The following is a 25,911-nucleotide window of genomic DNA, read 5'->3' on the forward strand; positions in this document are numbered from 1 at the left end:
AAAAGGCCAATATTGTGGAATATGACTTTAGTTATGATAGTGCAACTAAGCAATATGGCTTAGTATTAGCTGCAGAATTTCAAATTTTAGCGAATTTTCTGCTAGACGAGTTTGCTGTAGATAGCGCAGCATTAGGCCAGCTAATACAACAACTCACAGCGCTAACTGCACATGATGACTGGCGCTACCAAGGCAAAGAATTTGTTTTAGATGTGCAGCAGCTTGAGGTTATGCTGCAGCACAATAGTCTTTTGCATGATCATAATTCGACAACAGAGCAACAATTGCTGCTAGAAGAACAATTGCAACTTGATGAACATGGCTTAAGTTGCCACTGTGGCTTAGAAGACCTAGTAAAACTGCTACAAGATTGGCAGCAATTTATTGCGGTTTAATTACTTTAAAGTCGTTAATTTGCCAGCGCTGCATTTCATACAAACGCGAGGTACAGCGCTCAAAGGCAAAGGCTAACTGTTTCGCTTGGTACAGATCGGCAATGTCTACCTCAGCACTAAGCAATAATAAACAGCCTCTGTCGTAGCATTCATCCACTAAGGCAATAAAACGCCGCGCTTCATCATCCATTTTGCTAACATAATATTCTTTATGCTCGCGTTGATATTGATCTTCAACACCGTGGACTATGGCCTTTTGTGCAACATAACTAAATTGTGGCACTTGATGGACAACAATGGCCTTATAATCATCAGCCAGCTGCATATAGTCTAATTGGCTACGAGGGCCATGACATAGCGCCATAAAATCAAAACAGACTAGATGCTCATTTTGCCATAAACAGGCTATAGGCCTTTGCTGTATTATAATCTGCTGACAAGCAGTTACTTGGCCAAATAACTGCTCAGCCCGTTGTTGTAATTCTTGGCCTGTGGCTTGTTGTAAATAGTAAGGTTTTGCTATGGCAGCAAGACGGCGATAGTCAATGCCATTGTCTAAACTGAGCACCTGACAATGTTGCTCTAATAAGCTGATTGTTGGCAAAAAACGTTGTCGTTGTAAGCCGTTATAATATAAATCCTTCGGTGGCGCATTCGAGGTAGTCACTAATACTACGCCTTGATCAAATAGCGCTTGCCATAAGGTGCCTAACAACATGGCATCGCCAATATCATTAACAAAGAACTCATCAAAACATAGCACCTTATATTGCTTAGCCCAATTTGCCGCCACTTGCCGCAGCGGATCAGCCTTGCCGGTTAATTGATTAAGCTCTTTATGTACTCTGGCCATAAAGTGATGAAAGTGAATACGTATTTTTTGGCTGATGGTCAGATGGTTATAGAAGGCGTCCATCAGCATGGTTTTACCCCGACCAACAGGGCCGTAAATATATAAACCTTGCTCTACAGCAGCGCCGGCATTGAGCTGCAGTGCTAATTGTTGCAGTTGCTTAATTAGTTGATATTGCGCTTCATCGTACTTTAGCTCTGCACGTTCAACTTGTTGCTGGTATTGTGCTAACACAGGGCGGCAAACTCCTAAACAATAAATTTATAGCCTCACTAAAAACTTAGTTAATGTTAGCATTTTCATTGCATTAAAGCTGTAATGGTAAAATAGAGGCTAAATTTAATGGCTGATGGCTCACGATAATTAATAAGCCTTGCTGCTGGCGGCGAATTAGTGAAGCGAGTACCTTGTCTAGGCTTGCTTGATCTAAACCGGCAAAAGGTTCATCTAACAGTAATATTGGCCGCTGGGTTAATAACAACCTAGCCAAAGCAATGCGCCTAGCTTGGCCGCCCGAGACTTGAGCACCATATTCACCTAAGGGGGTGTTAAGTTGCTCTGGCTGCGCTTTTACCCAGCTTGTTAAGTCAACATCAGCTAACACTTGCCACAACTGCTCATCGCTGGCCTCTGGCGTGCCTAAGCGTAGATTTTGCGCTAGGCTAAGATCGAAAATATCTAACTGCTGCGGCAAATAGCCAATAACATCGGCTAACTGCCAAGTATTATAAGATTGATTATTTAATAGCAACTCGCCGCTGTACTGTAGCTGATTCGCTAATACTTGCAGTAGGGTTGACTTACCACAGCCTGAGGCTCCGCTAATATGTAATACTTGGCCGGTGCGCAAGTTGAAACTAATATTGTTAGGGCCAGTTAGGGCGCCATCTTGTCGTGCGCTAAGTTGCTTAACCGTTAACTGCCAAGGCCCTGTTGGTATAGTGGTTGCTATCGCACAATTAGCAGTCTCTTGAGCCAGCTGATTAAGCCTATCACGCGCAGCCATACTTAAGCCTAGGGCAATAAAGCTTTGGCATAACGGAGTTAACGCTTCACTTAGGGCCCATAATGCCAGCACAGCGGCTAATAATAGCGGCACTGTCAGTTTAGCCGCGGCCACTAATATAATGCCTTGCCATAACAGGCCCACTAAGCTTAAAGCCAATAATAATTGCTGCACTAGGCTAGCCAAACTGCTGAGTTGCTGTTGCTTAAGTTGCAACCGCAAATAGCGGCTATCAGTGTTATTAAAGCGCAGGGCAGCCTCTTGCCAGCGTTGCCACAACAATAAAGGTGTCATCATGGCTAATGGCTCAAGCAATTGCTGGCGCCTTATTCCGGCTAAGTCAGTATCTTGTTTCGCCAATTTAATGCCAGCCATTAAAGTAAAAAATGGTACTGCTAACCAAGCTGCAGCTAATGGAATTGCCGCATAAAAAGCTAGGCTTGGTGCGAGTAAATACCAAAATAAAATCACCAATAAGCTAAGTAAGCTTGCCCAAAGCCAAGGCGTAATAACCTTAAGTGGAAATAAGTCTAATAGATCGATATCAGCAACCAGCCGTTGTAGTAACTGAGCCGAGCCATGGCGTGAAGGCGCTTGCTCAGCTAATGCTTTAAAGCTTTTAACGCGCAAGTCTTTTAATAAACCTAAGGCTGCATAATGAGATGTTAAGCGCTCAGCATAGCGCCCAGCCGTGCGGCCTATGGCACACAGACGAATAATGGCAGCGGGCCTAAAGTAATCAAAACCATAAGCGGCAACACTTGTTAAGCCAGCCAGGGCCGCTGCGCTGATAAACCAGCCGGATAAGGCCAATAGTGTTGCCCCAGCTAGCAAGGTAATAAAGCCTAATAAAACAGCTAAAGACCAATTCGCCATCCGGCTTTGCATGAGTGTTCTTAGCTTTATTAAAGGATGAATTTTGCCCTGCTTTATTGTCGATTTAGCTTGCATCACTGGCCTCTGACAACGGGCAATTAGCCGTTAAATTTTTAGCGCTAAATTGCTCAGCGGTTAAGGTAATAATGTTATCTGCCCAAGTTAAACCTTCACTGCTATGGCTAACTAAAATGACTGTTTTACCTTGGCTTAATTTGCCCAGTAACTGATGGATGCGTAATGCTGTCGGTGGATCTAAATGAGCGCTAGGCTCATCAAGTAACCAAAGCCACGCATCACGCAACAGTAATTGGCCAATAGCTAAGCGCTGAAGCTGACCGCCAGATAAGCCTAAACCGCGCTCGCCAAGTGGTGTAGCTAATTGCAGTGGCAACTGAGCAATTAACGGCCATAGCTCTACTTGTTTTAACACGGCTATAAGCTGCTGATCTGTCGCTTGGTTATTGGCTAAGCGCAGGTTATCGGCAATGCTTGCTGTCATTATGCTGCTGCGTTGAGCTAAGTAGCCAAGCTGCTGTTGCCAGTGGCAGCGAGATAACTGACAAAGGCTGTGTTGGTTTATACTAATTTCACCTTGATACTGGTTAAAGCCGAGCAGGGTTTCTAATAGCGTTGATTTACCGCAACCGCTAGCACCTTGAATAACAATGCGCTGGCCGGGTTTTATGGATAATTGGCTAAGTTGTAATCGGAGTCGACTTTTAGCTGCATTTCGATCACGGGCTGCTAACACCTGCAAATTTTTAATGCTAATAGCCGGAGGGGCGGTGAGCGATAGCAATTCTGTGCCACTATGTTGCCAAACCGAGCGGGTTAATAAAGGCTGTAGTTCTTGCACTGCGGCAATGGCTTGGGCTTTAGCATGGTAATCGGTGCCTAACTGCCGTAATGGCGCATAAAATTCTGGGGCGAGTAATAAGATAAAGAGCGCACCTTGATAAGGTACAGGGATCTGGGCTTTAGCCCAAGGTAGAATGCCTAATAAGCCTAAACCTAGATATAATGCCAATAAGGCGATGGCTAAAGAAGCAAAAAACTCTAACACTGCGGTAGATAAAAAAGCCAGCCGTAATACTTTCATGCTACTACTACGATACTGCTGGGCAGCATTGGCCACGCTATTGGTGGCTCTTATGCCCGCTTGTAAATGTTGTATGGTAGCCATGCCACGCATTAAATCTAAGAAACGACTACTCATACGGCTTAGCACTTGTAGTTGTTGCTGGCTAGCGCTTGCAGCCGCATTGCCTAATAAGATCATAAATACTGGTACTAAAGGCGCAGTGACTAATAATAAAACCGCGGCTAACTTGCTGTAATAAAAAATAGCAATAAAAAGCAGTGCAGGGGTTATTAATACTAAATAACGCTGCACATAATAACGACTAATAAAGCCATCTAAAGCATCAACATGCTCTAAAACTTGGCTAGCTAAACTACCATCAGCGGCATATTGATTTTTAGCCGTACCGCTACTTGCTATAGTGGCTAAGAGTTGCTGGCGCAATGAGGCCCTACAACGCTGGCTGGCTAATAAGCTTAATTGTTCGCGGCCATAATGTAATAGAGGCCGCATAAATAAACAGAACAAAAGCCAAGGTAACAAGTGTAAAAGTTGCTGGGTAGTAATAGCTTGCTGCTGCAAGCTGCTAGTTAGCCATTGGCTAAATAACATTGCTAATAAATAGCATTGCCAAACAAATAGAGCAGCATGCAACACCGCAAGTAACAAAGCGGCTTGTAACAAAAGTCGCTGCGGTGCCAGCAAAGCATTAAGCTGTTTACTGGCACTTTTACTAGCACTTATTTCGGCACTGTTAATAAGTGCTGCGTCAGCTTTATTTTCTGGCTTATTTTCTGACTTAGTCAGCTTGTTGTTCCTCGTCTGCGTAACCTTGCGCTTCTAACCACATGGCATTAATAATGCCAAAAGAGCAGGCTAATAACACACCTAAAATCCAAGCGAAATACCACATAAGTTATCCTCTTTATTTAATACAGTGAGTTAGAATTATCTTTAATATGTTGCTCGTTTAACCGACCACGCATAACAAAGTAACTCCAAGCGGTATAAAGCAAGACAATGGGCACAAATATACAGGCGACAATAAACATAATCATCAGCGAGCTTTCACTTGCGGTGGCATCCCACATAGTTAAGCTATGATTTGGCATACTGCTCGATGGCATAATAAAGGGAAACATACTAACGCCAAAGGTTAATACCACCATGGCAATAGCCATTGCTGAACTGATAAATGCCAAGATATGACGCTTAGCTGCACTGGCTATTGAGCTGAAAATAAAGGCCAAGACACCTAAGGTAGGCACTAACCAAAGTAGCGGCCATTTGGCATAGTTATTAAACCAAGCACCTTTGGCCATTGTTACTGTTTTTTCCACAGTACGGTTGATGCCATTAGTATCAATAACGCTAGTTACGCTATAGCCGTCGATAGCAAAATATAACCAAATACCAGCTAATACAAAGATCACAGCACAGGCTGCGGCTAAAATAGTCGATACTTTTTCGCTACGGGCACGTAGGTCATCTTCAGTTTTCAGTTGCAAGTAAGTTGCGCCGTGGTTTACCAACATAAGTAAACTGAGTACTCCCACCAAGAGCGCAAAAGGATTTAATAAAGCAAAAAAGCTGCCGGTATAATGTAGGCGTAAAATATCATCAAACTGAAAAGGTACGCCTTGTAATAAGTTGCCAAAGGCAATACCAAACACGACAGCAGGCACTGCCGAGCCAATTGTAAGTGCCCAGTCCCACTTTTCGCGCCAAGCGGCATCATCAATTTTTGCTCGGTACTCAAAACCAATGGGGCGTAAGAATAATGCAAATAAAGTGAGCATCATTGCTAAGTAAAAACCGCTAAACGCGGCGGCATAAACGGTTGGCCAAGCTGCAAATAAGGCACCGGCTGCTGTAACCAGCCAAACTTGGTTGCCATCCCAGTGTGGGGCTATGCTGTTTATCATAATGCGACGTTGATTATTGTTTTTACCTATAATCTTAAGCAAAACAGCAACACCGATATCAAAACCATCGGTAACCACAAAGCCAATTAGCAGCACGCCAATTAGCAGCCACCAAATAAATCTTAACGCTTCATAATCCATGATTAACCCTCTTTAAGCTCAGCTGTAGAATGTTCTAAATCATACTTCCCGGTTTTTAACGCGGCAGGACCAATCCGAGCATATTTAGTCATTAACCACATTTCGATAATGACAAAAATAGTATAGAGAACCATAATAGAGCCTAAGCTAATCCAAATATCAGTGGTGCTAAGTTGTGATACCGCCATATGGGTAGGTAGTATCTCACCTATAGCCCAAGGCTGACGGCCATATTCGGCAATAAACCAACCGGCTTCACAGGCAATCCAGGGTAGCGGCAAGCTGTATAAGGCGAACTTGAGTAACCACTTAGGTTTAACAGCAGTACGTTTAGCGCTATGCCAAAAAGCGCAAGCAAACAGCAATAGCATTAAAAAGCCGCAGCCAACCATTATTCTAAAGCTCCAAAAGAGTGGCCAAACGGTGGGAATAGAGTCTTCTACGGCCATGGCGATATGCTCAGGGGTAGCGTTAGCAACATCATCGGTATAAGCCGTTAATAACATACCATAGCCTAGGTCATCACTGAGTTGGTTAAAACGCTCAACTGTTGCACTAGACTTATCGCCTTGACGATATTGCTGCATTAATACATAAGCTTCTTGACCACGTATTATCCGCTGTAAGTGTTCACGTTTAAGCTGGTCTAAACCTTTAACTTCTTTATCTAAAGAGCGGGTGGCAATTAAGCCTAATACCGCTGGAATTTGTAAGGCGTAATCTGTGGTTTGGGTTTCTTCATTTGGCAGGCCAATTAGGGTAAAGGCTGCAGGTGCAGGGTGGGTTTTCCATTCAGCTTCAATTGCCGCCAGTTTTACCTTTTGCACATCACCTAATTCATAACCAGACTCGTCACCTAGAACAATAACCGACAGTACGCTGGCTAAACCAAAAGCAGAAGCAATGGCAAAGCTGCGCCTTGCAAAAGCGAGATCGCGTTTTTTTAATAAGTACCAACTTGAGATAGCCAACACGAAAATAGCCGCGGTAACATAACCGGCTGAAACGGTATGAACAAACTTCACTTGGGCAACCGGATTAAACACTACTTCGCTAAAATTAGTTAGCTCCATCCGCATAGTGTCTATATTAAATTGAGAGCCCACAGGATGTTGCATCCAGCCGTTGGCAATTAAAATCCATAATGCCGATAGGTTAGTGCCAAGCGCCATTAACCAAGTAACCATTAAATGCTTTTCTTTGCTTAGCCTGTCCCAACCAAAGAAAAACAAGCCCACTAAGGTCGACTCTAAAAAGAACGCCATTAAGGCTTCAATCGCTAAAGGGGCGCCAAAAATATCACCGACATAATGGGAGTAATACGACCAGTTAGTACCGAACTGAAACTCCATAGCAATACCGGTAGTAATGCCTAACGCAAAGTTAATGCCAAATAACTTACCCCAAAACTTGGTCATATCGCGATAAATAACTTTGCCGGTTAACACATAAACCGACTCCATTATTGCCAGAATAAGAGCCATACCAATAGTCAGGGGAACGAAGAGGAAGTGGATCATCGCGGTAAACGCGAATTGAAATCGTGACAGTTCAACTATATCCATCTGCATACTCCAAGTGCGCAGTTAATAGAAATGTCGTACCTATGAAGGGGTAGACATTCTAATGATACGCCCCTTAGCGCTAGATTCAATGCGCAAGATCAAACTATGGTTTTTATTTAGCTGTTAAATTGGACAGTAAGTAAATATTACTTTACTAACAAAAATGTCATTGCAAATAAATATTTTAACACTGCGTTTGCAGGGCTAGTGAAGCCATGCATTTTTGCCAAAATCTAAGCTAAGAGTAGCTTTAGCAATAAAGTTTATTCATTATGCTTAGGATCTTAAATAATGAAATTTAATGGCAAGGCCGCTCTATGCATTCTCATATTGAAAAACTCGCTAACATGGCGTCTAAACCCAGCCGGATGATTATTGGCTTAATGAGTGGAACCTCGTTAGATGGCTTAGACGTTGCGTTGTGCCGAATACGTGGTGAAGGTTTATCAACCCAGGTTGAGCTAATGGAGTTTAAAACCATTGACTATGATGCTGACTATAAACAGCGAGTTAAAGCAATATTTGCCAAACGCCAAGTCGACTTACAAATGGTAACCTTATTACATCCTTGGATTGGCTTAACCCATGGCCGCATGATTAGCCAATGCTTAGCGCAGTGGCAAGTAACGCCAGAAGATATCGATCTAGTTGCCAGCCATGGCCAAACGGTTTTTCATTGTCCAAAGCAACAGCACCAAGTAGCCGGATTTGGCAATGCGACTTTACAGCTAGGGGACGGCGATCATCTGGCGGTGCAAAGCGGCATAATAACAATAAGTGACTTTAGACAAAAACATATTGCCGCCGGTGGTGAAGGTGCGCCACTGGCTGTATATGGTGACTATTTACTATTTAGTAGCCCTGAAGAAAACCGCATTTTATTAAATATTGGCGGCATTGCAAACTTAACTTATTTACCCCGTAGCCAAAATGCAGCAGAGGTGTTTAGCTCTGATCTAGGCCCAGGTAATACTATAATGGATGCCTATATTCAGGCCCACTTTCCTGGTCAATATTATGATCGCAGTGCCACTTTAGCTTATGCAGGTGAGGTAAATGCTAACTTACTGCAAGCGTTAAACAATAACCCGTTTTTTAGCTTGGCGTTTCCTAAAACAACTGGGCCAGAAGTGTTTAATTTGGCCTATTTACAGCAAGCCCAGCAGCTAAGTGCTACTGAGCAGCTAAATCATGCTGATGTTATGGCAACGCTAAATTATTTTACCGCTAAGGTGATAGTGCAAGCCATTAAGCACTTAACCAAACAGCTAGATAGCTATGCGCTTTATGTCAGTGGTGGTGGTATTCATAATCCGTTACTGATGCAGCATATTAGCCAGGCTCTAGGCCAAACTCGTATTAGTAGCACCGCAGAGCTGGGCATAAACCCAGACGCAAAAGAAGCGGTATTATTTGCCGTATTAGCCAATGAATGCTTAGTCGGCGGCAAGCAGAAATTTGCTAATAAACGAGAAGGGATCCCAAATATTAGCATGGGAAAAATAAGCTTTGCTGACTAGGTTTTCGTATGTAAGCGAGTACATACTAGTCAGTAGACTCTGGCTAGCGGATTTGGGCTAGTGCATTTAAGCAGAGTGTTTTTATTACTAAAACACTCTGCTCAATGCTCAAGCTTAAAGCTGGGCGTAATCAAGTACCCAGTTAACATAGAGCTCTGTACCCGTTTTCAACGCTTTTTCATCAGCATAGAAAAACGGAGAATGATTACTCGGTGCTGTTGCTGCATCTTGGCCCTCAGGTGTAATACCTAAAAATACAAATAAGCCAGGGACTTCTAAAGCAAAGAATGAAAAGTCTTCAGCGCCTGTCACTAGCTCATTGACATGTACTTTATCTTTGCCTGCCACACGTTCAATGGTGGGGAGCATCTTATTGGTTAAGGCAATATCATTCACCGTAACCGGATAACCTTCTTCAATATGAACATGAGCCTCTGCACCGGTAGCTTTAGCGGTCATTTCGGCTGTTGTTTTTAAGTTTTCAAAGATCTGGGCACGGTTATCCATATCAAAGTTACGAATAGTCCCCTCTAAATAGACTTGGTCGGGAATAATATTATTCCGCACGCCGCCTTCAACAATGCCAAAACTTAACACCGCTGGCGCTTTAGTAATATCAACTTGGCGACTAACAATTGTTTGGCTGTTAGATATAATTTGCCCAGCTGCAACTATAGGATCAACACCACCCCAAGGCCGTGAGCCATGGGTTTGTTTGCCTTTTACCGTAATTTCAAATCGATCAGAAGATGCCATTAAAGGCCCTGCACGATAACCAATATGGCCCACTGTACCTGCAGACCAAACGTGGATGCCAAATACGGCTTCGGGTTGATGCTGCTTAAATAAGCCTTGTTTTAGCATTAACTCAGCACCGCCTTCTTCACCTGAGGGGGCACCTTCTTCTGCTGGTTGAAAAATAAAGACAACAGTTCCTGCCAGTTGCTGCTTCATAGCGGTAAGTTGCTCAGCTGCGCCCATTAACATAGCCACATGTAAATCATGGCCACAAGCATGCATAACCCCCACTTCTTTACCGCGATATTCAGAAGTGGCAGTAGACTTAAAGGTAACATCGGTTTGCTCTACAACAGGTAAAGCATCCATATCGGCACGTAAAGCGATAGTGGGGCCTGGCTTACTGCCTTTTAACACGCCAACAACCCCAGTATGAGCCACACCCGTTTGAACCTCTAAACCTAAGGCAGTTAAATGCTCGGCAATGACTTTAGCCGTGCGAAACTCGCGATTACTTAATTCAGGGTGTTGATGTAAATCGCGGCGCCACTCAATCACTTTTTGTTCTAAAGTATCAGAGATAGTTACCGGTTGCTGGGCTTGAACGCTAGTAAATAAGCCAGCGGCGGCAACAACAGCAAGGCTAATTGACGATAATTTCATATAGAACTCCTGGGCAGTTAAACAGATTAGCTGCTTTGAGTATGCATGGCAGGGCTAGTGCTGACAATATTTGTTTTGGTTTATATTTTCTTAGCGTTAGACTGAGCTATGTAGGGCTAGTAAGGCTAATTAAACCGGCATTCATACTGCGGTCAATTAATAGTTCTTCACCAGAAAAGTTTGCCATACAGTGTGTTGTTTTTTTTGGATGCCCGCTTGGCGAGGGGGAGCGGCAAAATACCATTAACAATAGGATCCTTTATCCATTGCAAAGCAGATAACGGCAACTCTGTTTGGTATTCCGTATTGTAATTTTCCCCACGGCTTACCTCGTAAATAACAAGTAAATTATTATTTGAAAAGTAACTTCATCATTATTTTAGGGGGTAGTTACATTTGGGTTTGTCCAATTATCTACAATAGTTTTTGAATGCGATAGTAGCCTTTGGCTTTCTGGCACTTTAAATGAAGTTTTTTACGGCTTTCACCAGTTGGAGCATGAGAGCATTTATAATATTACAGCTATTGATTAGGATAAAGTGTACTCAGATTCTGTTTGCAATCTAATATTCGCTCTCTCAACCAGCAGTCGTTAATATTATAAATAGATTCTTGATTGAGTAAAATTTCTTTAATATGGGGAAAATATTTAAAGTCGCCTTTGCTATGTAATTTTTTCATTGCTCGAAAAGCAACCTCGATATCCTTCACATATATCCACTCGTCATTAGACCAAATTCTATTTTCATTTTTATAAGCTTCTGCCATCTTATGATTGGCAGTTTCAATACCATTTACATAGTCAAATAAAAGAGCTATTAATTCAAGTTTTGAGATATTCATTTTAAGGCCTAATGTCGTTAATTGGCTTTTTAGCTGTAATTTTTATTGATACTGGAACATTTTGATGAGTTATACCATCTATACTAACATCACTAAATTTCTTTATTTCAGTGTTTATATCACTGCCCGCTCTGGCAGGATAGTTGCCACTACTTAAAATTTAACCAGTTGGGGCGTTAAGGCTTAATTGTGCCGAGTTATAGTGAAGAACGTAAGCAGCAGATTTTGAATAAGTTACTACCTCCTTCGAATATGACCGTAGCAGAAGTATCGAGAATCGAAGGAGTTGGGTTGCAAACTTTGTATAATTGGCGGGATAAAGCCAAACAACAAGGTCGTCCTGTGCTCGGAAGTAAACTAACCTCAGAACATTGGTCAGCAGAAGCTAAGTTTGCCACTGTGCTTGAAACTGCCAGTTTAAATGAAGCTGAATTGAGCGAGTATTGTCGTGCAAAAGGTCTGTACGTTGATCAGGTAAAAGCCTGGAAAGCCGATGCACTTCGCGGATTTATGAGTTCCCGCGAGCAGGAATTGGAAGCGAAACGGCAACGTCAAGCCGACCATAAAGAAATCAAACAGTTAAAAAGCGAGTTGAGGCGTAAGGAAAAAGCGTTGGCTGAAACCGCAGCCTTGTTGGTGCTCAGAAAAAAGTTAAATGCGCTTTGGGAGAACGACAACGAGGACGATTAACCTTGCTCCCGGAGCGCAATGAATGTGTGAATTTGATACAGGAAGCGAAGGAAGCGGAACAGGCGATGATCATCGAAGTGTGCAATATGCCGAAGTTTGCCAGCTTGCCGCCATCGCAAATCGTACCAACGTTATTGGATGAAGATGCATATTATGGTTCTGAATCAACATTTTATCGGGTGCTCAAAGCGTTTGGTCAGCTGCATCATCGTGGTCGGAGCGTAGCGCCGAAGGTGTCAACGCTGCCAACGACCTATACCGCAACAGGGCCTGGTCAGGTTTTTTGTTGGGATATCACCTACTTGCCAAGTACGGTGCGTGGGCAGTTTTACTACCTGTATATGCTGGAGGATTTGTTCAGCCGGAAAATTGTTGGGTGTGAAGTGTTTGAACAGGAAAGCGGAGAAAACGCAGAGAAGCTATTAGAGCAAACGCTGCTCCGGGAGAAGTGTTTACACAGTGGCGTGGTGCTGTATTCGGACAACGGTGCGCCAATGAAATCGCAAACCATGCGAATGAAAGCGTATGAGCTTGGTGTGACGACATCGTACAGCAGACCGCGGGTCAGCAACGATAATCCGTTTGCAGAGTCGCTGTTCCGCACTTGCAAATACCGGCCGGACTGGCCATCAGCAGGCTTTAAAAGCCTTGATGAAGCGAGAACTTGGGTGTTGAAATTTATGCGCTGGTACAACTACGAACACAAACACAGCAAGTTGCGGTTCGTGACACCGCACCAACGCCATACCGGTCAAGATCAAATCCTGTTGGCGAAGCGCAAAGAACGGATTGAAGCCGCGAAAGCAGCCAACCCAAGCCGTTGGGGGAAACGCGAAGTGCGAAACTGTACACCAGTGGGACCGACAACGCTAAATCCGGAAAAAGAGTCAGTTAAAAAGGTAGAAAAACAGGCCGCTTAAAACGGTCAATGGTGACAATTAGCTTGAAAAACGCCGTTAAAAACAATGACGGATGTATTTACACCAGTAAAAGCACTAATGACTGAACAGTTGAGTTTCGATCTCTGGCGAGTGAAGTTAGAAAAGCAAATGGTTGAAAGAATTAAAAGGGCTGCATAAGTTATGATACTACGTTCTAGTTTATTGATTATTTTGACTTTTACTGTATTTGCATGTAGTGGCCTTGAAATCAAGACAGCCACTCTCAACACAATAAACCCGACGGAAATGTGTCGGGATAAAATGGCATTCGACAGTGACACCACCTTCATTTTTTCTGATTGCCAAACTTACGAGTTTATCAATCAATATATCGTCTCAGATCCGATGACAATGCCGGAGTTTAGACAGTTTGTAACGGAGTATCAGGTAGGGAATGAATACCAAACAACGCTTGAGCAGAATCTGTTGCGCCATTTTGATGCGATGATTTCCCCCTTTGATCCAAATACTACAGTTGAATCTGATACAAACATAATTCTGTTTAGTACTAAACAGCATCTTGCATTATTTGAACGTAAAGGCGATCACTGGCTTCTGACCAAAGCCGTATTCAAGTAATAGCAAAAGGTCGCTACTGCAAGCGCTATCAACAAAGACACAAGCATTGCCATACCTGTTCAGCAGCGGATCATAGGGTCAGGTCTTGCAGCGGATCATAGGGTCAGGTCTTGCAGCGGATCATAGGGTCAGGTCTTGCTTTTTGCCTTTTCTGTCTGGTGCGCTACAGTTTATCGAATCGGCACATCATACGGAGCGTCCACTATGGCAAGACCTTTGCGGCTGGAATTTGCCGGCGCGCTTTACCATATCACCAGCCGGGGTAACGAGCGCAAAGCTATCTATGTTGATGATACCGATTTCGAACTGTTCTTAACGCTTTTGGGGAAGGTGTGCGAGCAGTATCACTGGGTGGTGCATGCCTATTGCCTGATGAGCAACCATTACCATCTACTGGTAGAAACACCGGATGCTAACCTCAGTAAAGGTATGCGCCAACTTAACGGTACCTTTACGCAGGCGATAAATCGAAAACACAAACGTGCAGGGCATTTGTTTCAGGGCAGATATAAAGCAATATTGGTAGATAAAGATGCCTATTTGCTCGAATTAAACCGTTACATTGTGCTAAACCCCATCAGGGCAAATATGGTGCGGGCACTCGATGATTGGCCATGGAGTAATTGGCATGCGGTGATGGGCAAAACGACTTCACCTGCCTGGCTGACGACAGATGCTGTATTAGGCATGTTCGGCAAAACACGTAAAGCGGCCAGAGATAAATATGAAGCCTTTGTGCAGAAAGGTAAAGATGTGTCTGTTTGGGATAAGCTCAGCAACCAAATATTTTTAGGCGATGATGACTTTGTACAATCCCATTTAGCATTAATTAACGAAACGGATAAGTTATCCGACATTCCGAAAAAGCAACTACGCAGCAAAGTACAATCGCTGACAGAGTATGAGCAACAAGCTGGCACACGTAATGAGGCAATTGCTGCTGTGTATCGCTCTGGCAGTTATACCCTTAAAGACATCGGCAGTTATTTTGGTTTGCATTACTCGCGGGTGAGTAAGATAGTTGCAAAAGGCAAGACCTGACCCTATATGCATTTGCACGTAATGAGGCAATTGCTGCTGCGTATCGCTCTGGCAGTTATACCCTTAAAGACATCGGCAGTTATTTTGGTTTGCATTACTCGCGGGTGAGTAAGATAGTGGCAAAAGGCAAGACCTGACCCTATATGCATTTGTCTATACGATACACTGAGCGACTTGCTGAAGCTGGAATTCAAGCGTCTGTAGGCAGTGTGGGTGACTCTTATGACAATGCATTGACTGAAACAATAAATGGATTATTTAAAACAGAGATTATTCGCAGAAATGGCCCGTGGAAGAATGTTGATGCTGTTGAATACGCAACGTTAGAGTGGGTCAATTGGTTTAATAATCAACGCTTATTATCTTCAATTGGGTATATTTCACCAGCTCAATATGAAACAGACTACTATGATAATTTAAACGAGTCAGGTAAAGTGGCCTGACTTAAACAAACTGGTCTCCGATGAACTCGGGGCGATTCAGACCATAATAAGTTGATTGATTATATAAAAGGAGTTGGCTATCGGTTAAGTGCCATGGAACACATAGTACCGGAACAGATGTTTTCTACTGAAGCAAAGCAAGCTCATGGTATAAGTGCAGTAAAAGCTTTGGCAATAGCAAGTAATCAAGGACAAAAAATTTGGCAAATTGACCAAAGAAATTTAAACGTAGCATTAGCGGCTATAAATGTTGATGCAGATATTGAAAGTGAAATTACAGCCGCAGTTTATGCTGGCAAGGTAGCAACGGTGCATGAGGCCCCTGTTAACTTTGAAGGTGGTACTAATGTGGGATATCTATTAATAGATCCAAATACAGGCGCAGGAGCTTATAAAATTTCAGGTGGTGCTAACGGGGGATTTTTATCTGATGATGCTGCAGGAATTTGGACGTGGGTAGGGCTGTCCGCTGGAATGTTAGGGCTTCTAGCGCCTGTTTTGTTCTATATAGCCGCAGCTATTGCAGTTATGCTGATTATTGATGCTGTACTAGATTTCGAAGGCAATTGCCCAGGAGGAGGCTTCTCTGCTCTTATCGCATTTGGTGTCATTGTCGCCTTGGCTGGAATATTTGCTCCTCCACTTATTGCAATTGTTTTAACATATACAGCCCTGTTACTTAGTTCACCAATTATTACAATAGACTCAAAACTTTGTAAATAAAGGCACAAGATGGATTTTATCAATATAGCGATATCGATTGTGCAAGTGACATTTATTTTATCAGTCGTTTATGGAGTGATATCTAAAAGAGTGTATATGTTTGGGCGTTGGGTTTACTACTCAGAAGGTATGGAATATTGGTTTGCTCTTCTTTTTCAATGCTTTGCATTGTTAATGTTTGTGCATTTTTTTGGGTGGGTTCCATTCGTTTTTGGTGACAACTAGATGAGGAATAGATCAGTACCTCTTAAACGCTTTAGCGAACTGCCTACGGAATATAAGATAGTAGTTTTTTCGCTACTATCTCCAATTTTGGCTCATATTTTTGGATATATTCGTCTCAAGCAACGTATTTGGCTGTTTAGTGCAATAGCTTGTACTACTTTGTATATTTTGTCCGCTTTACTGATACCTTTTCCTTCCATTTTAAAGCTAAATACGTTGCTTGCTCTATCAGTGTTAGTTGGTTATTTTAATTTAGGGACCAGCCGAATAGGTCACGCTGTTACTAAAACTCTTGTTAGTTTGGCTATTCTGTTTTCGCCATTGTATGTCCTATCGGGCTTTCCTGAATCAGTGCTAGGCCTTGTATTTTCAGGTACATTAATTTTACTTTGTATATTTCTGATTTGGGTTGGTGACTCCAAAGTTAAACTTCATTAGTTTTTTGCGAAGTATGTCTAGGCTTGTTCTAAGGTGCACCATCAATATGCTCTGCTTTTATAATAAAAGCATTCGCATCTACTTTTGCTGGGGCAGCGTCAGCAGAGTTGCTGGAGCAGATTTAATTGCCGCACCGTTTCCGGGTGGAAAGCATGGATTAAAGCTAGCGTATCACAATTAGGAACAGTTATTTAGACGAAAACTATCGGTCAAGTTCACACTGCACTTTCCTGCTTTACGTAAAGTACTTGAAGACTTCTGGTGAGCGTAACCCGAACCGCACATTCCAGGCTTAGCTAAATCTTCTTACCCTGTCTGAATCTACTACCAGACAGGAACCTTGAGGGTCAGATCCAAGTGTTACACGATGCAGTAAAACAAGTCTTTGCGGGTAAAGCGCATAAAGACAGCGCAGCGCAGTCACTGGAAAAGAACCGTGGGCGTCTAGAGTACCGTGAATTCCAGGTCTGTCCGGCCAATGAATTACCGGAAAAACTCAAAGCTGCCTGGCCAGCGCTGAGAACCTTAGGCATGGCAACGACTTACCGGGTGGAAAAGCACAAGCGTGCGGTGTTAGAGCAACGTTATTTTATCAGCTCAGCCGACCTTAACGCAGAAAGGCTGTCCCAGGCAGTACGCGAGCATTGGGGTATTGAAAACCAGCTGCACTGGGTGCTGGATGTGAGCTTAAGTGAGGATGCGTGCCAGATATACCGTGGTAATGCAGCAGCCAATCTTGCCACGATGCGACACTTCGGCTTGAATATGTTACGCGCTGAGAAGCGAAAAATGAGTATCAGAAGAAAGCAGCGTCAGGCATTGATGAATGAGGCTTATCTTGATGCGGTGTTGGAAGCTGGCATGAGTGTGGTGATTAAATGACCACTCGTAATCTCACCCTGCTGAACTCCCGCTTTGCGCCGATCAGACTCTGGAAGCTATTTTTCGCAACATAAAAATATTGTGATAAATTACAACATTAATATCTAACCTGGTAACAGGCCGCATGGACAACAACACAGACTTAGTTGAGCTAACAACGGTAGTACAACGCTGTATAGCAACAACAGACAACCCTTTTGCTGCTGAAAAGCCGGACACGCGACAGCTAACTATAGAGGCTATTGAACTCTTAACCGGTCAATACCGCATTGCCGATATTATTACAGCGCTTACAGCAGAGAAAGAACGTTTAACCGGCTTTACGCAACAACGCGGCGGTATGTTGGCGTATGAGCTTTCTCTGTCATATCGTGAAGCACTGTATAACTGCGATGCAGCGATAGCATTTTTGCACAGTACAGCTGTCCAGCAAAACTCAGCCGACAACGCTAATGCTTAAATCACAGACGCAGAGATAATTTATGCAGGATTTGTCACCCAACAAGAAGCATAGTTTAACGTTTATGGCTAACGGCGAAGTTGGCATGGGTGGGCCTATGATAGGTGCCATTAGCATAAACGGTAATCTGCTTGGTAAAAACTTTATGGGTTGCTGGCTGTGGAATGAAAACTCTGACTCGGTGCTGTTACTGGAATTTGTCAGCCGCGCACCCGACAGAACACAACTTGTAAGTTATAACGCTGCTACCAATGTACTTAAACATCACCAGATGGAATTTGGTTACCGCTTGCCAAATCTTGTGTTTGAAGACAATTTGCTAACCTTTACAGATGCTGAGCAGGTTATCGCGTTGGATCTTTAAGGTTGGTAGGCTGCCCCGCCAACTTGTGGTACCTGATACCAGGTTAATTATTTAACCACAGGATAAAGCTGGTTGTTTTTGCTACATAAGTTCTTAAACATTTGTAGCAAACCAGCTTGCTGCAACAGTTTGTTTGGTAACAACACACCTTGGCTGTTTCCTCTGCCATTAACAGCAGTGCGGCTCAAATTTTGAAGTTTAATGCCTTTCTCGCCATCATCACTGCATTTGGTTACATGCTTTATTTTTAGTTCTTCTCCGGCAATGCTGCCATCGACATGCAAAACATCATTTGGTAAGCCGCCCTGACTCGGCAGTTGCCAGAATTTTTCTTCGATAGTTTTGACTATCCAAGGCAGAGCAATTAATGGAAATTCAGCTTGCTCCAGCCACAGTCCCGGCTCATCTTCTTTACTGCTTATGCGTTTATCTGCAACTATTTTACTAACGATAATCAGGGTGTCCGGCGCAGAGATCACAAAACGTGTGTAGTCGGTCATCACCGGGTCTTTCACCGCCGCTTCAACAACATGATGTGCTGGCAGTCCATGGGTATTAAGGTAAGTCAAAAAAAATTCACCGCATCCGCTTGGGCAATTTCACCAGCCTGATAGCGACGGATAATATCTTTAAACATCGCTCGTGCGTGATCTTTCCAAATACTTAGTGCAAAAGAGAAAGTTTGTGCAGCTTCACCGGGAAGGATATAACAATCGCGGCTGAAATTTGTCAGCATATAGCTACCTACACTACCGAAACGCCGTAGCGTAATTCGATGTTTTCACCTGTAAACTGTTTATCGAGGTGTAACACTTCTTTTGCCAGGCCACCTTGCGATGGTTTGCGCTCAAACATAGTTTCTATCGAGCCTAGGGCCCAGCTTAAAGCATCAAGCGGCATTTCAAATTGCGTTATGCTATTTTTCTTACCGTTAGCCAAACGACCTTCTTTTCTGACTATAAATAGGTTATTGCCAATAAATATGTCGTTAACTATCTCTCTTTTTGTGGTTGATAGTGCGTTGGGCAATTTACCGATATATACATAGTCAACTGGTATATTTGCGTAATCAATCAACCCTAAAAAACTGGATATATTAAGCAATATTAACTGCCGTCCTTGTTAACTTTTGTCAGTAGTTGCTTATCCAATTCAGCCAGATAGGCCAGACCATATTGCGGCTCATTCAGGGATTGCTTCAGGTGTTCCGGCAGGTTTCTACTGTAGCTGGCAAAGCAGCTGGCAATTCCCACGGCGATAGCTGCCACACTGTCGGTGTCACCCGACAGCGCCACACAACTTTGCAGCAAATCGGCCAGATTGTCATGGCGTAACAAACAACTTAATGCGGCACTTACTGTATCAAAAGCTTCCACCGTTACGGCTTGTTGCCAGTTGTAATCCCAGTCGGCAAAACCCTCGCTTTGCAAGAATGTAGGCAATTGCGATAGTTCGCCCAGTTGGTACAAACCATAATGCGCTGCCAGCGCGACGGCACAGCTACTGGCTATGCCGATAGGTGAGTTATGAGTAATAGCGGCTTGTTGTTTAGCGTAGGCTAACAGTTGATGCTTATTGGCAATAATACCCAGCGGTACTGCACGCATAGCCGCACCATTGCGGGTACTATGAGCACGCAGCGTAGTGAGTAACTGCTGGCCGTTTTCAACTTGTTGCAATACGGCATAAAAACCTTTTGAGTACCCCTGGCGAGGGTCTCGTTTGAAACATTTTACAAACTGATCGGCAATGTTTAATGCTGTCCATTCAGCATCGGCTACTAACAACTCGGCCAATGCCAAACTCATTTGAGTGTCATCGGTATAGTTGCCAAGCATGCCGTATAGCTGATGTGGAATATAGTGGCTAAGGTCATTGTGCCGGGCAATCACCTCTGGCGCGGCAAACTCGAATCCGGCACCGTAGGCATCGGCTATAGCAATTTCATACAGCATAAGGGCTCTCTTTCAGGCTGTTTCAGGTAGTTTTGTTCCGGGTATTAAATAACCTCAGAAATTTCGGAGAAAAATTTCTCTAACCAAAGCTGTAGATCCTCGTCAGAGTCGAAATCCTCTTCAGTTAACTCTTCATACTCCTCAGTTGAAATGAGCTTATAGTCGATAGCTTCACGCAGTTGCGTTTTAAATAACTCTACGTCATAGGGAAATCCTTTCCCTGTAATGATAGCTTCCCTTATTAAGTTGGGATCATAGCACTCGACATGGCAGTATTTTTTCAATATCGTTTTTAACGGTTCTTTGATTTTGCTCATTTCAATCTCTTAAGTTTTTGGATTTGGATATAGAGTATGTAATTTAACATTTCCATGCCGGTCTAGTCTGTAAATTGCTTTCACTGTGCCATCGGTGAAATCGATTTGAGTATGCCCTGTTGGATTTTTTTTACTACCTAACCGTGTAACGCCTCGCACATGACTCTTATAGTCTTCCCCAAATACCTCGACCAGTGGAATTTCTACAGGGGCAACAAACATGTCGCCATTCATCCCGGCAGTTACAATATTTTGCTCGAACTGTGCAGAGTTTCTTGCAAATTCATCTGCTTTTAATAGTGCTTCATCACTGGTAAATGCTGTAGCATTCTTGCCAACTTTGTGAAGTGAAGGACTGCCATCCATATTTTTATTAAAAGCGTCATATTGTGTACCTGAAGCAGGATCTATGCCTCTAACAGCACGATTTTCAAGTTGTGTATCAGTCACTTGATTTGGGCCGCCATGTCTAATTGGAGCATGGCTTTCTAAATTAAGTGCTGCTATTCTTTGCTCTGTAGATGAGTCATTTGGCACGTCGCTGCCATCATTGATTTGAGGTGCACTAACTCTCTCGCCTAAACTTTCATGCCCGGCAGCTTTCGCTGCCACTGGCGCTTCAGTGGTTACCCCGCCACCTTTTGGCTTAGCCGCTTTAGCGGCGGGTTTGCTGCTGGTATTGCCACTGCTGGCTGGCGCTAAGCCGCCTTCGCCTATGCCGTTGCCTTCCGGTGGTGCGCCCCAGCCGTCGGTTAGTTGCCAGATGCGCAGTTCACCCGCAGCGAACAGCTTTAACAGCGCATCTCGCAGCTGAAAATCGCTAAGCCGTGAGAAATCAAAAGCCCAAGGTTTGGCGTGTTGATACATTTCCGTCTAAATTTGGCGTAAGTTCCATGATGGCTCTAAATCGTGCAGAAAATAGCGGCCATATACCTTGTCGTTTACGTCAGTAATATAACCTTCACCTAAATCTGCATAAGCCAGCAAACAACTGCTGCACAGGTAGGTTTTACCCCATTTGTCTTCGAGTATTACACCATCGTACTGACTGTCTAGCATCCTGCCGCCTTATATAAAAAACTTACCTGTATAAACAGTAAATTTACATGAGGGGCACTTTACAATTCGGCAGGGTATTGTAAAACATTGTGTTTAATTAGTTAAAAAAATGTTTTTATTTGTGCTGGCTAAGAGCTTGTTGCAGGGTAGTTAGAATGTCACTGCTTTTACGCTGTAGTCTTAGCTGGATAAATAATTCGGCTGCTTCAGGATATTGTAGTTTTAAATAACTAAACCATTGTTTAATTCGATTGCTGTAATACTGGCTTTTATCGCCACAGATTTCAAATTCCGAATATTGCAGTAATAACTCAAGCACTTGCGGCCATGGCATAGCGGCTGTATTTTGCCGAATGCTTTGGGCTAAGTTGGGCATGGCTAAGACGCCACGGCCTAGCATAATATCTTGGCAGTTGGCTTGTTGCTGACACAATAGGGCAGAGTGTCGATCCCAAATTTCACCATTAGCAATTAGCGGAATTGCAACTTGCTGCTTTATTTTGGCAATCCATGACCAATAAGCTGGTGGTTTATAACCGTCGGTTTTGGTTCTAGCATGTACAGCTAAAACTGAGGCACCGGCTTCAGCAATGGCTTGAGCATTTTCTATGGTTAGGCTGGTGTCATCATAGCCTAAGCGTATTTTAGCGCTAACACTATGCTGGCTAGGTACGGCTAAACGAACCGCTTTAACAATTTTATATAGTTGTTCGGGTTGCTTTAATAATACAGCACCGCCACGACTTTTATTAACGGCCTTGGCAGGGCAGCCAAAGTTTAAGTCAACACCGTGAGAGCCTAAACTAACCGCGCGATAGGCATTTTCAGCTAGCCAATTTGGCTCTTGACCTAATAGCTGAATACGCACTGGTGTGCCTGCTGGGGTTCTTCCTTGCTGGGCTAGCTCTGGGCAAATACGCTGAAATACCCGCTCTGGCAGTAGTTGATCGACAATACGAATAAACTCGGTAACGCATAGGTCAAAGCCACCTATGCGCGTTAGCATATCACGCATTAAGTGATCAACTACGCCTTCCATTGGCGCTAAAATAATGTGCATTTTTTAGGGCTAGGAATCTAAATAGGGCCGGCCTAACATCATCTGTTGGGCGAGTTGCTGTTCTGATTGAGCTTCATTGAGTTGTAAGTCATTAAATTGAACATCAAACTGTAATAAGTCAGGATCAGCTAAGTTTTGTACCAGTATTTTATCGGGCACTTGGTTAACTTGGCGATAGGCATTAATAGCGACTTGCGCTGCTTGTTCCATTAAAAGTAAAAACTGGCCTAATGGAAATTGCTGGAAAATCTCGTGATCTAAGTGGGCCCAGCCCAATAAGTCTCCACTAATACTGCCATCGGCATGATCAGTAAATAACATTGAAACAGCCGGATTTGCAGGGTTTTCACCAGGCGTAAATTTTTCGGCAGCGTCATGGCTAAATACTAATACATAACCAAAACTTGGGCAGCCTTCTGCGTCCATTTCATCAAATGACGCATCATACATTAGAAACAGTTCATTTTCTGTCATTACGCAACTCCTGCTGAAAAATTGGTCGCTAATTCTACCTGATTATTGTTCAAGGCTAAAGCTCAGCAGGCATTATATCTGTATTGAGTTAAATTTGGCTTTGTTCAACAGGCATTTCTAATAATAAGGCGAGGGCTTGGAGTAGGGCTTGCTCTTGGTTGGTTAACTGATTGTCGGCATTAACCGCGGCATGAATCGCTTGCCACAGCTGCTGTTTGTCGCTAGGGGCTAGAGCCAATAGCTTAGGTAATGCAGCACTAAGCATTGGCCAATCTATGCTTGGCTTAGCTGTGTCTGCGGCTAAGGCTAAGCTTTTTAGGGCTTGCTGCCAGGCATGTTGCTGTGCTTCTAACTCACCTGCAAGACTGCTAATTAAGGCTAATAACATTAGCATGGCTGGTTGCAATTGGCTTAAACTGTTCTGTGATAATTTTCTAACTATTTGTTTTTTATCAAATTCAGCAGCAACAGTATGTTGAATAAACTCGTAGGTTAGCCAACTGCTTAGGTTTGGCTGCACAAGTTTCTGTTGTAATGATTTAAGTAATTGATTCAGCTGTGCGAACTCGTTAGCACTAAGGGTTTTTAAGGCGGGAATAACGCGTTGTAATAACTGCACTTGTTGCAGTAAGTCTAAGTTTTCAATATGATCACATAGCTGATCAACCTGTTGTAGTAACTCGGTTGAACCTATTTGCTTTATTAAATTAAGTTGCTTTGCGCGCGAGGCTTCATCTGTTTGCAGTAATAAGCAACAGACTATGGCGCTAGCCGGTTGGCTTTGTCTGGTGCTATGGATTAACAATAATGGCAGAGAGGCCATCAGTTTTTCTTGCAGACTAGGCTCTGCTGCTGTATCAGGGTTTAACTGAGCACTGGCTTCCGCTATTTGCTCGGCCTTATTACGCGGTGTTGGGTATTTACCATTCCAGTGCGGTTCTATGCGCTTGATCCGTTTAGCCAAAGGTGGATGTGTGGCAAAAATACTAAGCCAGCTGCTAATGGCTTGGCCAAAAAATAAATGACTATTTTCATCGGCATTTTGATTACGAATGCGGCTTTGGCTGCTATGGCTGCCAATAACTTTTAAAGCGCCTGCTATGCCTCTTGGGTTGCGGCTAAATTGTACGGCTGAAGCGTCGGCTAAGTATTCCCGCTGGCGACTGACTGCAGCTTTGATTAGATTACCAAAAAAAGAACCTAAGTAGCCAATAACAATAAAGCCAAGGGCTAAGGCTAATAAGCCGCCACCATTATTTTTATTGTTGCTGCGAGAGCGACTTACTGAGCTGGTGCTGCCTGTGCGTAATAAAAAATAACCAACATGGCCTACAAATAAAATGCCATTTAAAATAGCAATAAGGCGAATATTCATCCGCATATCGCCATTTAAAACATGACTAAACTCATGGGCAATAACACCTTGTAATTCATCACGATTTAACTGCTCTAAAGCGCCTTGAGTAATGCCTATAACGGCATCTGCAGGGCTATAGCCTGCAGCAAAGGCGTTAATGCCTGATTCGGGTAATAAATAAACCGGAGGAACCGGTAAATTTGCTGCTAGTGCCATTTCTTCAACAACATTAAGTAAACGCCGTTGTAATGGTTCCGTGCAGTCAGGGGTAATGCGTATGCCACCAAGTGATTCAGCAACCGCTTTGCCACCATGGCGTAGCTTATGCCATTTTAATAAAATGGCCATGCTAATAGCACCAATAACAACGATACTGATAATGCTAATGATATCCCAAGGTAAATATTGGGTACTGGCTGGACTATCTATGGCAGATACGTCAACAAAACCTAAGGCAAACAGGGCAATGGCATTAGTGAGTAATACCAGTAGTAATACGGCTAAGCTAAATAGCAACACTAATATTTTAGTGTTGCGTCTTGCTAAGTCTTGCTGGGCAAAAAAATTACTACTCATGGCATTAGGCTTATTATTAAATGACGTTAATGCTAATTAAAAGCTGACTTTAGGAGCAGCTTGAATTTGTGCGCTATCTTCAAACTCAAGTAATTTAGCATCGGCTGCATGGCCAAAACTTGCAGCCAATACCACAGCTGGAAAACTTTGCTTGTAGCTATTATATTCTGTAACAGCATCATTAAAAGCTTGGCGAGCAAAAGCAACTCGATTCTCAGTGCTAGTAAGCTCTTCTGATAACTGCATCATATTTTGATTGGCTTTTAAATCAGGGTAGGCTTCCATAACAACATTTAATCGGCCCATGGCTTGTTGTAGCATGCCTTCGGCTCCTGCTAACTCGGTCATGGCACCTGCATCGCCCGGGTTGTTTGCTGCTACTTTAAGGCCTGCCATAGCAGCATTTCTAGCTTGAATAACCGCCTCAAGAGTTTCTTGTTCATGTGACATATAGGCTTTAGCTGTTTCAACTAAATTGGGTATTAGGTCATAACGACGCTTTAATTGAACTTCTATTTGAGCGAAAGCATTTTGGAAGCGATTTTTTAATTTAACTAAGTTATTAAAAATACTAATAACCCAGATGACTATCGCGAGCAACAGGCCAAGAATAATTAAGCTTGTCATGGCTATACCTTTATCTAGTTGTTATTATTCTTATTGTTAACGAAAGTTTAATCATGTGTCTAGTGATTATTGCTTTTAAGGCTAAATTATG

At 43.2% G+C, this 25,911-nt stretch carries 28 protein-coding genes and 1 pseudogene; 10 read left to right on the top strand and 19 right to left on the bottom strand.

Annotated elements, in window-relative coordinates; genetic code table 11:
- The first annotated feature begins 14 nt into the window (after positions 1 to 14).
- Complete coding sequence (locus tag ACRCA4_RS02280) at positions 15 to 395, top strand: YacL family protein (RefSeq protein WP_433183551.1); 381 nt, start codon at positions 15 to 17, stop codon at positions 393 to 395.
- Here the strand turns inward: ACRCA4_RS02280 and zapE are convergent.
- The 6 genes from zapE to ACRCA4_RS02310 form a co-directional block, all read right to left on the bottom strand.
- On the bottom strand, positions 382 to 1,482 hold the full coding sequence (gene zapE / locus ACRCA4_RS02285; RefSeq protein WP_433183554.1) for a cell division protein ZapE: 1,101 nt from the start codon (positions 1,480 to 1,482) through the stop codon (positions 382 to 384). The genes ACRCA4_RS02280 and zapE overlap by 14 nt on opposite strands.
- A gap of 73 nt (positions 1,483 to 1,555) precedes the next feature.
- Entirely contained in the window at positions 1,556 to 3,205 is a 1,650-nt protein-coding gene (gene cydC / locus ACRCA4_RS02290) for a thiol reductant ABC exporter subunit CydC (protein WP_433183557.1), read from the bottom strand.
- Complete coding sequence (gene cydD, locus ACRCA4_RS02295) at positions 3,195 to 4,898, bottom strand: thiol reductant ABC exporter subunit CydD (protein WP_433183560.1); 1,704 nt, start codon at positions 4,896 to 4,898, stop codon at positions 3,195 to 3,197. Before cydD ends, cydC begins: the two co-directional genes overlap by 11 nt.
- 115 nt (positions 4,899 to 5,013) lie before the next feature.
- A complete protein-coding gene (gene cydX / locus ACRCA4_RS02300) occupies positions 5,014 to 5,127 on the bottom strand; it encodes a cytochrome bd-I oxidase subunit CydX (RefSeq protein ID WP_433183563.1) in 114 nt (37 codons plus the stop codon).
- A 16-nt stretch (positions 5,128 to 5,143) separates the two neighbouring features.
- Entirely contained in the window at positions 5,144 to 6,280 is a 1,137-nt protein-coding gene (gene cydB / locus ACRCA4_RS02305) for a cytochrome d ubiquinol oxidase subunit II (protein ID WP_433183565.1), read from the bottom strand.
- A gap of 2 nt (positions 6,281 to 6,282) precedes the next feature.
- Positions 6,283 to 7,845: a cytochrome ubiquinol oxidase subunit I gene (locus ACRCA4_RS02310; RefSeq protein WP_433183567.1), complete on the bottom strand. Its 1,563-nt coding sequence runs from the start codon at positions 7,843 to 7,845 to the stop codon at positions 6,283 to 6,285.
- A gap of 317 nt (positions 7,846 to 8,162) precedes the next feature.
- Here ACRCA4_RS02310 and ACRCA4_RS02315 point away from each other — a divergent pair, with 317 nt between their 5' ends.
- A complete protein-coding gene (locus ACRCA4_RS02315; protein WP_433183570.1) occupies positions 8,163 to 9,365 on the top strand; it encodes an anhydro-N-acetylmuramic acid kinase in 1,203 nt (400 codons plus the stop codon).
- Positions 9,366 to 9,479: 114 nt separating this feature from the next.
- Here ACRCA4_RS02315 and ACRCA4_RS02320 read toward each other — a convergent pair whose 3' ends face one another.
- Together ACRCA4_RS02320 and ACRCA4_RS02325 are read right to left on the bottom strand one after the other, a co-directional pair.
- Positions 9,480 to 10,766, bottom strand: a complete 1,287-nt coding sequence (locus ACRCA4_RS02320; protein WP_433183573.1) for an amidohydrolase — start codon at positions 10,764 to 10,766, stop codon at positions 9,480 to 9,482.
- Between the two features lie 522 nt (positions 10,767 to 11,288).
- The gene (locus tag ACRCA4_RS02325; RefSeq protein ID WP_433183575.1) at positions 11,289 to 11,609 is read right to left on the bottom strand and encodes a hypothetical protein; all 321 of its coding nucleotides are present in this window, start codon (positions 11,607 to 11,609) and stop codon (positions 11,289 to 11,291) included.
- A gap of 189 nt (positions 11,610 to 11,798) precedes the next feature.
- On the opposite strand from ACRCA4_RS02325, the gene ACRCA4_RS02330 reads away from it, so the two are divergent.
- The 8 genes and pseudogenes from ACRCA4_RS02330 (at position 11,799) to ACRCA4_RS02365 (ending at position 18,395) form a co-directional block, all read left to right on the top strand.
- A protein-coding gene (locus ACRCA4_RS02330) for an IS3 family transposase (protein WP_433183577.1) occupies positions 11,799 to 13,219 on the top strand; the annotation gives its coding sequence in 2 pieces (ribosomal slippage) (positions 11,799 to 12,267 and positions 12,267 to 13,219; 1,422 coding nt in all).
- 162 nt (positions 13,220 to 13,381) lie between these two features.
- Positions 13,382 to 13,819 carry a hypothetical protein gene (locus ACRCA4_RS02335; protein WP_433183580.1) on the top strand — a complete coding sequence of 146 codons (438 nt, stop codon included), beginning with the start codon at positions 13,382 to 13,384 and terminating at the stop codon, positions 13,817 to 13,819.
- A gap of 204 nt (positions 13,820 to 14,023) precedes the next feature.
- On the top strand, positions 14,024 to 14,860 hold the full coding sequence (locus ACRCA4_RS02340; RefSeq protein ID WP_433183583.1) for an REP-associated tyrosine transposase: 837 nt from the start codon (positions 14,024 to 14,026) through the stop codon (positions 14,858 to 14,860).
- 146 nt (positions 14,861 to 15,006) lie between these two features.
- A pseudogene (locus tag ACRCA4_RS02345) lies at positions 15,007 to 15,303 on the top strand (integrase core domain-containing protein); the annotation flags it as partial.
- A 51-nt stretch (positions 15,304 to 15,354) separates the two neighbouring features.
- Complete coding sequence (locus ACRCA4_RS02350) at positions 15,355 to 16,026, top strand: hypothetical protein (RefSeq protein WP_433183586.1); 672 nt, start codon at positions 15,355 to 15,357, stop codon at positions 16,024 to 16,026.
- A 1,020-nt stretch (positions 16,027 to 17,046) separates the two neighbouring features.
- A complete protein-coding gene (locus tag ACRCA4_RS02355; RefSeq protein WP_433183588.1) occupies positions 17,047 to 17,571 on the top strand; it encodes an ISAs1 family transposase in 525 nt (174 codons plus the stop codon).
- Between the two features lie 124 nt (positions 17,572 to 17,695).
- Positions 17,696 to 18,031 carry a hypothetical protein gene (locus ACRCA4_RS02360; protein WP_433183591.1) on the top strand — a complete coding sequence of 112 codons (336 nt, stop codon included), beginning with the start codon at positions 17,696 to 17,698 and terminating at the stop codon, positions 18,029 to 18,031.
- 22 nt (positions 18,032 to 18,053) lie between these two features.
- A complete protein-coding gene (locus ACRCA4_RS02365) occupies positions 18,054 to 18,395 on the top strand; it encodes a hypothetical protein (RefSeq protein WP_433183593.1) in 342 nt (113 codons plus the stop codon).
- Between the two features lie 47 nt (positions 18,396 to 18,442).
- Here the strand turns inward: ACRCA4_RS02365 and ACRCA4_RS02370 are convergent, their stop codons facing one another.
- The 11 genes from ACRCA4_RS02370 to ACRCA4_RS02420 form a co-directional block, all read right to left on the bottom strand.
- Positions 18,443 to 18,964: a hypothetical protein gene (locus ACRCA4_RS02370; protein WP_433183596.1), complete on the bottom strand. Its 522-nt coding sequence runs from the start codon at positions 18,962 to 18,964 to the stop codon at positions 18,443 to 18,445.
- Entirely contained in the window at positions 18,961 to 19,131 is a 171-nt protein-coding gene (locus ACRCA4_RS02375) for a hypothetical protein (protein ID WP_433183599.1), read from the bottom strand. The genes ACRCA4_RS02370 and ACRCA4_RS02375 overlap by 4 nt, the downstream gene beginning before the upstream one ends.
- Before the next feature lie 8 nt (positions 19,132 to 19,139).
- A complete protein-coding gene (locus ACRCA4_RS02380; protein ID WP_433183601.1) occupies positions 19,140 to 19,499 on the bottom strand; it encodes a hypothetical protein in 360 nt (119 codons plus the stop codon).
- Between the two features lie 2 nt (positions 19,500 to 19,501).
- A complete protein-coding gene (locus ACRCA4_RS02385) occupies positions 19,502 to 20,350 on the bottom strand; it encodes an ADP-ribosylglycohydrolase family protein (protein WP_433183604.1) in 849 nt (282 codons plus the stop codon).
- A 44-nt stretch (positions 20,351 to 20,394) separates the two neighbouring features.
- Complete coding sequence (locus ACRCA4_RS02390; RefSeq protein ID WP_433183606.1) at positions 20,395 to 20,667, bottom strand: hypothetical protein; 273 nt, start codon at positions 20,665 to 20,667, stop codon at positions 20,395 to 20,397.
- A gap of 9 nt (positions 20,668 to 20,676) precedes the next feature.
- Positions 20,677 to 21,534: a hypothetical protein gene (locus ACRCA4_RS02395; RefSeq protein WP_433183609.1), complete on the bottom strand. Its 858-nt coding sequence runs from the start codon at positions 21,532 to 21,534 to the stop codon at positions 20,677 to 20,679.
- 6 nt (positions 21,535 to 21,540) lie between these two features.
- Positions 21,541 to 21,726, bottom strand: coding sequence for a hypothetical protein (locus ACRCA4_RS02400; RefSeq protein WP_433183612.1), 186 nt, complete (start codon positions 21,724 to 21,726; stop codon positions 21,541 to 21,543).
- 115 nt (positions 21,727 to 21,841) lie between these two features.
- On the bottom strand, positions 21,842 to 22,786 hold the full coding sequence (gene dusC, locus ACRCA4_RS02405) for a tRNA dihydrouridine(16) synthase DusC (protein WP_433183615.1): 945 nt from the start codon (positions 22,784 to 22,786) through the stop codon (positions 21,842 to 21,844).
- A 9-nt stretch (positions 22,787 to 22,795) separates the two neighbouring features.
- On the bottom strand, positions 22,796 to 23,260 hold the full coding sequence (locus tag ACRCA4_RS02410; RefSeq protein WP_433183617.1) for a hypothetical protein: 465 nt from the start codon (positions 23,258 to 23,260) through the stop codon (positions 22,796 to 22,798).
- 88 nt (positions 23,261 to 23,348) lie between these two features.
- Positions 23,349 to 25,193, bottom strand: coding sequence for a M48 family metallopeptidase (locus ACRCA4_RS02415; protein ID WP_433183620.1), 1,845 nt, complete (start codon positions 25,191 to 25,193; stop codon positions 23,349 to 23,351).
- Between the two features lie 36 nt (positions 25,194 to 25,229).
- Positions 25,230 to 25,820, bottom strand: coding sequence for a LemA family protein (locus ACRCA4_RS02420; protein WP_433183623.1), 591 nt, complete (start codon positions 25,818 to 25,820; stop codon positions 25,230 to 25,232).
- Between the last annotated feature and the right edge of the window lie 91 nt (positions 25,821 to 25,911).

Origin of the sequence: Rheinheimera sp. WS51, from assembly GCF_050936095.1 — a bacterium.
In the GTDB taxonomy this organism is placed as follows: Bacteria; Pseudomonadota; Gammaproteobacteria; order Enterobacterales; family Alteromonadaceae; genus Alishewanella.

Coding starts and splice junctions, on each gene's coding strand:
- cydC (WP_433183557.1), bottom strand. CDS start 3,205: ATGCAAGCTAAATCGACAATAAAGCAGGGCAAAATTCATCCTTTAATA.
- cydX (WP_433183563.1), bottom strand. CDS start 5,127: ATGTGGTATTTCGCTTGGATTTTAGGTGTGTTATTAGCCTGCTCTTTT.
- cydB (WP_433183565.1), bottom strand. CDS start 6,280: ATGGATTATGAAGCGTTAAGATTTATTTGGTGGCTGCTAATTGGCGTG.
- ACRCA4_RS02310 (WP_433183567.1), bottom strand. CDS start 7,845: ATGGATATAGTTGAACTGTCACGATTTCAATTCGCGTTTACCGCGATG.
- ACRCA4_RS02315 (WP_433183570.1), top strand. CDS start 8,163: ATGCATTCTCATATTGAAAAACTCGCTAACATGGCGTCTAAACCCAGC.
- ACRCA4_RS02320 (WP_433183573.1), bottom strand. CDS start 10,766: ATGAAATTATCGTCAATTAGCCTTGCTGTTGTTGCCGCCGCTGGCTTA.
- ACRCA4_RS02325 (WP_433183575.1), bottom strand. CDS start 11,609: ATGAATATCTCAAAACTTGAATTAATAGCTCTTTTATTTGACTATGTA.
- ACRCA4_RS02335 (WP_433183580.1), top strand. CDS start 13,382: ATGATACTACGTTCTAGTTTATTGATTATTTTGACTTTTACTGTATTT.
- ACRCA4_RS02340 (WP_433183583.1), top strand. CDS start 14,024: ATGGCAAGACCTTTGCGGCTGGAATTTGCCGGCGCGCTTTACCATATC.
- ACRCA4_RS02360 (WP_433183591.1), top strand. CDS start 17,696: ATGGACAACAACACAGACTTAGTTGAGCTAACAACGGTAGTACAACGC.
- ACRCA4_RS02365 (WP_433183593.1), top strand. CDS start 18,054: ATGCAGGATTTGTCACCCAACAAGAAGCATAGTTTAACGTTTATGGCT.
- ACRCA4_RS02375 (WP_433183599.1), bottom strand. CDS start 19,131: ATGCTGACAAATTTCAGCCGCGATTGTTATATCCTTCCCGGTGAAGCT.
- ACRCA4_RS02385 (WP_433183604.1), bottom strand. CDS start 20,350: ATGCTGTATGAAATTGCTATAGCCGATGCCTACGGTGCCGGATTCGAG.
- ACRCA4_RS02390 (WP_433183606.1), bottom strand. CDS start 20,667: ATGAGCAAAATCAAAGAACCGTTAAAAACGATATTGAAAAAATACTGC.
- ACRCA4_RS02395 (WP_433183609.1), bottom strand. CDS start 21,534: ATGTATCAACACGCCAAACCTTGGGCTTTTGATTTCTCACGGCTTAGC.
- ACRCA4_RS02400 (WP_433183612.1), bottom strand. CDS start 21,726: ATGCTAGACAGTCAGTACGATGGTGTAATACTCGAAGACAAATGGGGT.
- dusC (WP_433183615.1), bottom strand. CDS start 22,786: ATGCACATTATTTTAGCGCCAATGGAAGGCGTAGTTGATCACTTAATG.
- ACRCA4_RS02410 (WP_433183617.1), bottom strand. CDS start 23,260: ATGACAGAAAATGAACTGTTTCTAATGTATGATGCGTCATTTGATGAA.
- ACRCA4_RS02415 (WP_433183620.1), bottom strand. CDS start 25,193: ATGAGTAGTAATTTTTTTGCCCAGCAAGACTTAGCAAGACGCAACACT.
- ACRCA4_RS02420 (WP_433183623.1), bottom strand. CDS start 25,820: ATGACAAGCTTAATTATTCTTGGCCTGTTGCTCGCGATAGTCATCTGG.